Origin of the sequence: Rhodococcus sp. (in: high G+C Gram-positive bacteria) (assembly GCF_049286785.1) — a bacterium.
Classification (GTDB): Bacteria; Actinomycetota; Actinomycetes; order Mycobacteriales; family Mycobacteriaceae; genus Rhodococcus_F.
On the sequence record NZ_JBAQEO010000785.1, the window covers coordinates 1 to 9,342 of the forward strand.

At 66.9% G+C, this 9,342-nt stretch carries 10 protein-coding genes; 2 read left to right on the plus strand and 8 right to left on the minus strand.

Translation table 11 applies throughout. The annotated features are described in order from the left end of the window. The 3 genes from WAW17_RS28245 to WAW17_RS28255 all read right to left on the minus strand — a co-directional run. Nucleotides 1–589 (minus strand): transglutaminase family protein (locus WAW17_RS28245; protein WP_422336168.1); only part of this gene is annotated, 589 nt, incomplete at its 3' end. Continuing rightward, nucleotides 586–1,557 (minus strand): alpha-E domain-containing protein, encoded by a 972-nt coding sequence (locus WAW17_RS28250; protein ID WP_422336169.1) that lies wholly within the window; start codon nucleotides 1,555–1,557, stop codon nucleotides 586–588. The genes WAW17_RS28245 and WAW17_RS28250, both read right to left, overlap by 4 nt. Further along, the gene (locus tag WAW17_RS28255) at nucleotides 1,557–3,116 is read right to left on the minus strand and encodes a circularly permuted type 2 ATP-grasp protein (protein WP_422336177.1); all 1,560 of its coding nucleotides are present in this window, start codon (nucleotides 3,114–3,116) and stop codon (nucleotides 1,557–1,559) included. The genes WAW17_RS28250 and WAW17_RS28255 overlap by 1 nt, the downstream gene beginning before the upstream one ends. 444 nt (nucleotides 3,117–3,560) lie before the next feature. On the opposite strand from WAW17_RS28255, the gene rpsT reads away from it, so the two are divergent. After that, nucleotides 3,561–3,821, plus strand: coding sequence for a 30S ribosomal protein S20 (rpsT, locus tag WAW17_RS28260; RefSeq protein ID WP_422336170.1), 261 nt, complete (start codon nucleotides 3,561–3,563; stop codon nucleotides 3,819–3,821). Nucleotides 3,822–3,901: 80 nt separating this feature from the next. Here rpsT and holA read toward each other — a convergent pair whose 3' ends face one another. Then, nucleotides 3,902–4,879 carry a DNA polymerase III subunit delta gene (gene holA / locus WAW17_RS28265; RefSeq protein WP_422336171.1) on the minus strand — a complete coding sequence of 326 codons (978 nt, stop codon included), beginning with the start codon at nucleotides 4,877–4,879 and terminating at the stop codon, nucleotides 3,902–3,904. A 79-nt stretch (nucleotides 4,880–4,958) separates the two neighbouring features. After that, nucleotides 4,959–6,068, minus strand: a complete 1,110-nt coding sequence (locus WAW17_RS28270) for a carboxylate-amine ligase (protein ID WP_422336172.1) — start codon at nucleotides 6,066–6,068, stop codon at nucleotides 4,959–4,961. Between the two features lie 201 nt (nucleotides 6,069–6,269). On the opposite strand from WAW17_RS28270, the gene WAW17_RS28275 reads away from it, so the two are divergent. Further along, complete coding sequence (locus tag WAW17_RS28275) at nucleotides 6,270–6,992, plus strand: GAF and ANTAR domain-containing protein (RefSeq protein WP_422336173.1); 723 nt, start codon at nucleotides 6,270–6,272, stop codon at nucleotides 6,990–6,992. 13 nt (nucleotides 6,993–7,005) lie between these two features. Here WAW17_RS28275 and WAW17_RS28280 read toward each other — a convergent pair whose 3' ends face one another. The 3 genes from WAW17_RS28280 to WAW17_RS28290 all read right to left on the minus strand — a co-directional run. Beyond that, nucleotides 7,006–7,176: a hypothetical protein gene (locus WAW17_RS28280; protein WP_422336174.1), complete on the minus strand. Its 171-nt coding sequence runs from the start codon at nucleotides 7,174–7,176 to the stop codon at nucleotides 7,006–7,008. Nucleotides 7,177–7,346: 170 nt separating this feature from the next. After that, a complete protein-coding gene (locus tag WAW17_RS28285; protein WP_422336175.1) occupies nucleotides 7,347–8,912 on the minus strand; it encodes a ComEC/Rec2 family competence protein in 1,566 nt (521 codons plus the stop codon). Further along, a partial coding sequence (locus WAW17_RS28290; RefSeq protein ID WP_422336176.1) for a ComEA family DNA-binding protein occupies nucleotides 8,912–9,342 on the minus strand: 431 nt, incomplete at its 5' end. The genes WAW17_RS28290 and WAW17_RS28285, both read right to left, overlap by 1 nt.

Sequence of the window (9,342 nt, forward strand, 5' to 3'; positions counted from 1 at the left end):
CATACCGACAGGGAATTCCCATGCTGCGCAGAAGGACCAGAGTCAGGTGCGCGTAGTCCTGGCACACACCTTGCCCCTCGGTCCACGCCTCGACCGCAGACGTGTGCACACCGGTGGTGCCCGGAACGTACGACATCTCGTCGTGCACCCAGTCCGCCACGGTGACAACGGCTTCCTCGGGAGAAAGGCCCCTGCGGAGGTGGCGGGCGATGGCGTCGAGCTTGCGGTTGTGGGGCACATACGCCGTGTTGCTCAGCTGCTCGTTGAAGCGATCCGTCAGCATCGGCGTCGCCAGTTCGTCCCAGTCCACGGTTTCGTCCGGCTTCGAGAACGGTTCCGTCTCGACCACCGACGACCCGACAACCTCGAGTTCCGTGTGAGGCGCATGGAGATCGAATGCGGTGACCGCGGTGCCCCAGTAGTCGGTGTACCGGTACGACCGGGTGGCCGGGGTGGTCTCGACACGGTTCAGGATCAGGGTCTGCCTGCTGTCCCCGCGCGGGGTGAGCCGGGCCTCGTTGTACGACGAGGTGACCGGCGCGTCGTACGCATAACCGGTGGTGTGCACAACCCTCAGGCGCCAGCTCACAGTTCTCCCTCCACGACGGCTTCCCCGCCGACGGCCCGTGCATCGGTCCACGCCACCCAGGGCGCGGCGTGAAAATACTGCAGTGCTATGGCTTCGCCGACATCACGGCAGGTCTCCTGCAACCCCACCAGCCGGTCCTGCAGATCCTCGAGCAGGACTCCCGGAGGCATGAATTCGAGTTCGCTGCGCGCCCGGCCCAGCAGACGCTCCGCCTCGGCTCTCGGCCCGACCCGGCTGTCGGGCTGGTGGTCGAGTTCGGCGAGGCACAGTTCCGCCTGACGGATGGCGTGGAAGACCGAACGCGGGAACAACCTGTCCAGCAGGATGAATTCGACCACACGTTTGGCGTCCAGAGCGCCCCGGTAGGTGCGCAGGTAGGTGTCGTGCGCACCGGCCGAGCGGAGCACGGTCACCCATGCCGGAGACGACGGGCGGTCGCCGGCACGCGACAGCAGCATGCGCGCCAGCATGTCCACCCGCTCGATCGAGCGGCCCAGGAGAAGGAAGCGGTAGCCGTCGTCGCGGCTCAGAGTCGAGTCGGCGAGTCCGGCGAACATCGCGGCCCGCTCCTCCACATACCGGAAGAACTCGTGCGGCCCAAGGCGTTTGGCTGCCCGCTCCCGTTCGGCCAATCCGTTGTAGGTGGTGTTGAGGCACTCCCACATCTCACTCGACGTCACCTCGCGGGCACCGCGCGCGTTCTCCCGCGCGTTGGCGAGGGAATCGATGATCGAACCCACCTGATTCCGGCTGAACGCGACCAACTCGGTGACCGACCGGACGTCGAGTTCGGCGCTCGGAGCGGGGATCCCCAGCACCCGCAGGAGCACCCGGGACGTTCGGTCGGGATCCACCGAGGAGTCGTCGAGGAGCTGATGGACGGCGACGTCGAGGATGCGTGCCATGTCGTCGGCCCGCTCGACGTACCGTCCGATCCAGTACAACGACTCCGCGTTTCTGGCCAGCATCAGACCATCACTCCCCACTGCCGCTGCTGTTGCTGCTGTTGCTGTTGCTGTTGCTGCTGCTGCTGCTGCTGCTGCTGCTGGGACGTACCGGGCTCGGGCCCCTGTTCCGATTCGGGTGCCTGATCGGGCTCGGCCACCAGCTCCTCACCCGCGAGTTCGCGTTCCTCGTCGGAACTGCGGCTCGCGAGCACCCAGGTGTCCTTGCTGCCACCCCCCTGACTCGAGTTCACGACCAGGGACCCTTCGGGCAGGGCCACCCGGGTGAGCCCGCCGGGAAGGACCCATACCTCCTCGCCGTCGTTCACCGCGAAAGGACGCAGGTCGACGTGCCGGGGAACGAGTTCGTCGCCGATCTTGGTCGGCACCGTCGACAGCTGGACCACCGGCTGGGCGATCCACCCGCGCGGATCCGCCTTGATCTTCCGGGTGATCGCGTTCAGCTCCTTCGGTGACGCATCGGGACCGAATACGATTCCGTAACCGCCTGACCCTTCGACCGGCTTGATCACCAGTTCGTCCACCCGGTCCAGCACCTGCTCCCGCTCGTCCCCGAGCCAACAGCGAAGCGTGTCGACGTTCGCGAGGAGCGGCTTCTCGCCCAGGTAGTAATCGATGATCTGCGGAACGTAGGTGTATACGAGCTTGTCGTCGCCCACGCCGTTCCCGACGGCACTCGAGATGACGACGTTGCCTGCCCGGGCGGCGTTCAGGATCCCTGCCACCCCTAGCACCGAATCCGGACGGAACTGCATGGGGTCGAGATACTCGTCGTCGATCCTGCGGTAGATGACGTCCACCTGGCGCTCACCCTCGGTGGTGCGCATGTAGACCATGTTGTCGCGACAGAAGAGGTCGCGGCCCTCGACCAGTTCGACACCCATCTGGCGGGCCAGCAGCGAATGCTCGAAGTACGCGGAGTTCGCGACTCCGGGCGTCAGCACCACCACGGTGGGGTCGGCCTCGTTCAGTGCGGCGGAAGCCCGCAGCGCGCGGAGCAGGTGGGTGGCGTAGTCGCCGACGGAACGCACCCGGTTTGACATGAACAGGTCGGGAAACACCCGTGCCATGGTGCGACGATTCTCCATGACGTAAGACACACCCGACGGTGACCGCAGGTTGTCCTCCAGGACCCGGAACACACCGTTCTCGTCGCGGACCAGGTCGATGCCCGCCACGTGGATACGCACTCCGTTCGGGGGAACCACACCGGCGGCCTCCCGATGGAAGTGCGCACACGAGGTGACGAGCCGTCTGGGCAGCACGTGGTCACGCAGAATGCGCTGCTCCCCGTAGATGTCGTCGAGGAACATCTCGAGCGCTTTCACCCGTTGCTTGATTCCCCGCTCGAGCCGAGCCCATTCCGCGGCCGCCACCACCCGTGGCACGAGATCCAGGGGGAACGGCCGTTCCTGACCCGACAGGGAGAAGGTCACGCCCTGGTCTATGAACGCCCTGCCCAGTGCATCGGACCGGGCCGCGAGGTCCGCGCTGTCCGCGGGCTCGAGCGCCTTGAACACTCCCTTGTACGGGGATCGGACACTGCCGTCGCGATCGAACATTTCGTCGAAGGCGGGCCCGTAGTTCCCGATCTCCGCGTAGCCGTCGAAGACGTGTGCCGGCTGGAGGGGTGTGCGTGGACGGGCTGTGGCCTTTGCCGGGGCCGTCCGTCTCGCTCCCTTCCCGTCCAGGCCGTTCACGTTCGCCGTCTTCGCCGCCGAACCGGCACCGTGGGCCGTCTTGCGTGCCGGTCTCGGCGTCGCGGACAACGTCGAGGAAGTCGACGATTTTCTTCCTGTCGAGGACTTCGATGCTGGGGGCGTCATCCCTGGAATGCTGCTACATGTTCCCGCGTTCAGCAGCGCAGCCGTGGGCGCGTCGGCGCGTCCCGGATCGGACCGGTTTGAGATCGGACCCCGGAGCCTGGTAATCTCGCCTGTCGGTGCATATATGTGCGCCCACAGCTTTCATGACCCGAACCAGCTTAAGACGACAGGATTTTACGCGTGGCCAACATCAAGTCCCAGGTGAAGCGGATCCGTACCAACGAGGCGGCCCGACTCCGTAACCAGTCGGTGAAGTCCTCGCTGCGCACGGCTATCCGCTCGTTCCGCGAGGCTGCGGCGGCCGGTGACAAGGACAAGGCCAACGACCTCCTCGTCGCGACCAGCCGCAAGCTCGACAAGGCTGTCAGCAAGGGTGTCATCCACCCGAACCAGGCTGCCAACAAGAAGTCCGCGCTCGCGCAGGCTGCCAACAAGATCTGACGGTTTCACCGTCACAACTCCACGAAGAAGCCGCCCGATCTCAGGATCGGGCGGCTTCATCGTGTCAATTTCGTGTCGAGTCAGCCTTGACGCAGCCGGGCTACCCGACCGACCGCGCGCTCCACCGCATAGTCCGCGTCCGCAGCGGCACCTTTCACGTCCGCATTCAGTGCGGCGACGATCCGCAACGCTTCACCGACGGACGTGGGATTCCATCCGGAGGCCTGAGCCTGTGCCTTCTTGATCTTCCAGGGCGGCATGCCGAGGTCGGACGCCATCCTGAACGGATCACCCCGGCCCGCCGGCGCCACCCGTGCAATCGAGTGGACCGCGTCAGCGAGTGCGTCGGCAAGCAGAACGAGGGGTACGCCCCGTGACATCGCCCACCGCAGCGCCTCGAGTGCACCCGGTACGTCACCGGACACCGCCTTGTCCGCGACATCGAAGCCGGTCACCTCGGCCTTACCCGCGTAGTAACGGTGCACGGCTGACACGTCGATCTTTCCGGCGGTGTCGGCGACGAGTTGCGAACACGCGGCCGCGAGCTCGCGCAGGTTGGAACCCACGCCTTCGAACACGCTCTGCACCACATCCGCTGACACCCGAACGTCCAGTGCGCGGAATTCTGCGCGGATGAAACCATTGATGTCGCCCGGTTTCAACTTGGCGGCCGGGTGCACGGTTGCCCCGAGCTTCTCGAGCGCGCCCGCCATCGCCTTGGCACGCCCGGCGCCCGAGTGCAGGACGACGATGACGACACCGGGAGGCGGATCGGCCGCCGCGTCGAGGACGAGTGCCACGGCGTCCTTGCCTGCTTCGCCTGCGGACTCGAGAACGACGACGCGATCTTCGGCGAACAGCGAGGGACTGAGCAACTCCGCGAGTTCCGGAGCACCTGCGTCACCCGCCCGCAGCCTGTTGACCGGCAACTCGGCCCCGTCGGCGATCTCGGCGCCCGCCCGCACGCCCGTGACGATCTGTGCCACCGCGCGTTCGACGAGTAGCTCCTCGTCACCGAGAACGAGATGAAGCTGATCGAGCTGAGAAGGAGTACTCACGCGAAGATCGTGCCACGCAACGCCGACATGATCGTGCCCGGCCCGGAGCGCCGGGCCCTGCCCGTCCGGCCCGGACGCGTCAGCTGGTCACTTCCCTCGTGAGAAGACTCACTACTGCGGCCACCGTGCCGTCCCGTCCGAATTCCGCGCGCTGACGCTCTGCGCCCGTGCCGTCACGGAGAACCGCCGCGAGCCCGGATTCGGCGAACACCCGGTCACCGCTGCCCAGATCCGGCGCGATGGTCACGCTCAACAGTTCCAGCTGACGGCGAGTTGGCAGTGGCCTGGCCGCCACCGGGCTCGAGCACTCACCGTCCAGTCCGTCCCGCGCCGCCCGCCACAGTTGTGCGCGCAGGAGATCGACCGACATCGGCGGGACAACCGCCCCCTCGTCCGGGGACCGCAGCGCCCATCCGACAAGCCCCTTCACCAGCACCGCATAGAGCGCCGCATGTGCTGCGGTCATCGCGACGTCACCGATACGCACCTCGATGGTCGGCTGCTTGTCCGAGAGCCGGATGTGCCAATAGATCATTCCTCGATCAAGAGCGGCACCGGTCGCGATCATCGCCAGGGCCGTCGACTCGTATTCCGCCGCCGAGGCGAACCACGGAGGTGGTCCCGCCGACGGCCATCTCGACCATTGGATATGACGCCAGCTCTGGTAGCCGGTGTCCCGCCCGCTGTGGAAAGGGGAATTCGCGGACAACGCGAGCAGAACAGGCAGCCATCCCCGGATCCGGTTGCTCACCCGCACCCCCACCTCACGATCGGGAATCCCTACGTGGACGTGGCAGCCACACGTGGTGACCGTGTCGACGAGCGCCGCGAAATGACGGGCCATCTTCTCGTACCGCGGCACCGGGGTGATGGCCGCGGGCACGTGATCGGTAACCACCGGGGTGCCGCTCGGAAGCAGTTGGAGACCCCTGGCCTCGGCTGCCTTGGCGAGACGCCGGCGAAGGCTGCGCAGCTGCTCATGCAGTTCCACACCCGAGTGGCAGACGTCCGTCGCGATTTCGATCTGGCACCGCGCGAGCTCGCGCTGCAAACCACGGATGTCGTGACCCGCCTCCGAAACCACGTCGGGTCCGGCTGCGGAGAGATGCCCCGATACGTCGACGAGGAAGAACTCTTCCTCCACCCCCACCGTGAGGTCGCTAGTCGATTCCGTTGGTGCGGGGCTCATTCGACAGGTATCCCCCCGTGCCTGTGAAATGAAACCCAGGAGGCAACCGCGCGCGCCGCCCGAGGGTGCGACGTCTACCGTGGTCAGCCGCCTGGAACCGCGACCGGAAGGCCGGGGCGATCGGCAAACCCCGCGCGGAAGGACAGCCCACCGGACTGGCAGACTGGTGAGACCGAGCACGACCGAACGTGGAGGAATCGCATGCAGGACCAACGGCCACCCAGCGCTCCATCGGCCGACAGTTCTGTCACCACGTTTTCCACGCTTGCCGACCTCGTGTATAGCGGCACGGACTTCGCACACGTTCACCAGGCGATCTGTGATGCCGCCCCGGTACTCGTCACCGGATGTGACCACGCCAGCCTCATGCTCAAACAGGGTTCCCGTTTCGTGACCGTCGCGTCGAGTGACGAGATCGCGGCACGCGTCGACGAACTGGAACAGCTCGAAAAGGAGGGACCGTGCGTCGATGCCATCGTCAACGACACCCCTCAGTTCGAGCCGGATCTCGCCGCGGCTTCCCAGTGGCCGCGCCTCGCCCGGCGTGTTCTCGCGGAGACGCCGGTCCGGGGAGCGGCCGGTTTCCGTCTCGTCATCCAGGACCGCAAGGTGGGCGCCCTCAACCTGTTCTCGGACACACCCGGCACGTTGACCGTCGAATCCGTCGAACAGGGAATCCTGCTCGCCTCGTTCGCCGCAGTTGCCCTGACCGCGGTCGACGAGCATATGGAAGCCGAAACCCTGCGCGCCGGGCTCGTCAGCAATCGTGAGATCGGCAAAGCGATCGGGCTACTGATGGCGTTTCACAACATCTCGGAGGATCGCGCTTTCGAAATCCTCCGTGCAACATCCCAGGGCATGAATCTCAAGCTCGCGGCAGTGGCGAAACAGGTAGTGGCGCACCACAACAAGGATGTCAGCTGACCGCCCTCAGCCGCTATTGCCCCGCAGGCGCCTCCGGAATACCCGCGATACCGAGCATGGACAGAAGCATCCGGCAGTCCTCCGCATCGAGGGACTGAGCGGCAACTACTCGCTGGGCACGGCGGACCTGGACGGCATCGAGTTCGTCGTCCATATCAAGCTCTGCCCGCTCTGATTCCGACATCTCCGTGACCTCCGATGCGAGCGCCTTTCGCGACCGTTCACCGCAACATCTGCCACCGGATGGTAGTCGTAGTGCGGGTGCCGCACGCACATATCGCGCACCGATTCCGTGCCCGCATTCGCCTCAACCCGGCGCCCGCAATCCGTCGCGCAGTTCGTTCGAGTGGCCCATCACACGACGCCGAGCAATACCGCCGGCCACACCGGCGCCCAGACCACCAGAAGTCCCAACACGATCCCGGCCGATACCAGCCGGAGTCGTCGCCCGCGCACCATCAGCCCGCCGATGACCAGGACCCCGAGTACCAACACCGCACCGGTCGGCCCGGACGGCACCGGGATCGACGCACCCGGCACCTGTGCTCCTCGCTCGGCGACGGTGATCAGCCACCAGAGCGGCCCCTCCGTCAGCAGCACCGATACCGCCGCGACCTGCACGCTGACCGCCGCGACGACCGCCGTGATCGCCCCCAGCACGGTGATCACCCCGACGACGGGTGCGACCAGGATGTTCGCGCAGACCGATACGACACTCACCGTGCCGGTCATGCCCGCGACGACGGGTGCGGTGACCGCGAACGCCGCGGCCGACACCGAGAACATCTCGGCGACCCCCCTGGGCCATCCGCGCCGGACGAGTGCATCCACCCACACCGGGGCGATCACGATCAACCCCGCGGTCGCAGCCGCCGACAACACGAAACCGAAGTCGACAGCCAGAGCCGGGTGCCACGCGAGCAGCACGATGACCGCGGTGGACAGCGCAGGCAGCGCCTGCTTCCTGCGACCCGCGACGAGAGCCAGGAGGGCAACCGCGCCCATGACCGCCGCACGCACGACGCTGGGCGAGGGTCGCGCCACGACCACGAAGGCCGAGAGGGCGATCGCGGCGAGCACGGCGCCGGTCCGGGGACCCACCCCGACCGCTCGGACGAGCAGCAGGACAGCCCCGAGGATAATGCTGACATTGGCACCCGAGACGGCAGTGAGGTGGGTGAGTCCGGTGGCCGTGAAGTCGTCCTTGACATCGGATGACAGTCGCGATGTGTCCCCCAGCACCAGTCCGGGCAGCAGACCGGCCTGATCCGGCGGCAATGCGGATGCGGCCGAGGCGAATCTCGCCCGCAGAGCGCCCGCCCAATCCTGATGTACCGGTGCCGGTTCCACAACGTGCGGCGGTCCGGAGACACGCACGGTGGCCAGGGTCAGGTCGCGATGACGCGGCGAGCTCAGTTGCCCCCGGAGAACGGCTCGCTGACCGGGAAGAAGCCCGAGCCACCCGTCTGCAGGGGCGAGAACCACCACCGCTCCGCGGGCCTCGACGGTCTCGGTGCTCGTCCGGATCTCGACCACGTTCGCCTTCACGATCACCTGGTTTCCGAAGGTGGCGAGCGTGCGGGGATCGTCGGCGAGCGCCACCGTGAGCGTTGCCCAGGCCCCGTCCCGGCCCAGCACCGTGAGAGGGTGTTCCTCCACCGCCTGGACCCGCAACGCCACGGCGCCGGCGCAGCAGCTCCCGAACAGTGCGAGGGCCACGAGACCGCCCGTCGCAGGTCCTCGGATGGAGGACCGCAGGACCCGGACGATCACGACGGCAACCGCCCCTCCTGCGAAGCCTGCAACCAGCCACCACGCCGCGCGTGACCCCAGCAGAATCGCGGTGGTCGCGGACGACCACGACACCACCGCGAACGGGACCAGCCGCAGGTCGAGGACACGCAGGTCGCCTTCGGGCATCAGAGGGTGACCGAGTCGCGCAACTTCTCCAGACGCACCGGGCCGATGCCGTCCACTTCTCCCAGTTGGTCGATCGCGGTGAATCTTCCGTTGGTCTTTCGCCACGCGACGATCGCCGCCGCGGTGACAGGACCCACACCAGGCAGGGCGTCGAGTTCGGTTTCGGTGGCCGTATTCAAATTCACGCGCCCGCCCACCGTGTCCTTACCGTTGGACGGCGAGCCGGTGCCAGTGCTCGCGCCGCCGACCGTGCTCGCGGGCGCGTCGGGGGCCGCGGCCCCCACGAGAACTTGGTCTCCGTCCGAGAGTCGTTGCGCAAGGTTCAGATTCAAGGTGTCGGCCCCGTCCCGTACACCACCGGCGGCACGAAGGGCGTCGGCCACCCGCGATCCCGGCGGGAGTGTGACGAGACCGGCCGACACCACCAAAC

Coding starts and splice junctions, on each gene's coding strand:
- WAW17_RS28270 (WP_422336172.1), bottom strand. CDS start 6,068: ATGAGCCCCGCACCAACGGAATCGACTAGCGACCTCACGGTGGGGGTG.
- WAW17_RS28285 (WP_422336175.1), bottom strand. CDS start 8,912: ATGCCCGAAGGCGACCTGCGTGTCCTCGACCTGCGGCTGGTCCCGTTC.
- WAW17_RS28255 (WP_422336177.1), bottom strand. CDS start 3,116: ATGTTCGATCGCGACGGCAGTGTCCGATCCCCGTACAAGGGAGTGTTC.
- WAW17_RS28250 (WP_422336169.1), bottom strand. CDS start 1,557: ATGCTGGCCAGAAACGCGGAGTCGTTGTACTGGATCGGACGGTACGTC.
- WAW17_RS28275 (WP_422336173.1), top strand. CDS start 6,270: ATGCAGGACCAACGGCCACCCAGCGCTCCATCGGCCGACAGTTCTGTC.
- WAW17_RS28280 (WP_422336174.1), bottom strand. CDS start 7,176: ATGTCGGAATCAGAGCGGGCAGAGCTTGATATGGACGACGAACTCGAT.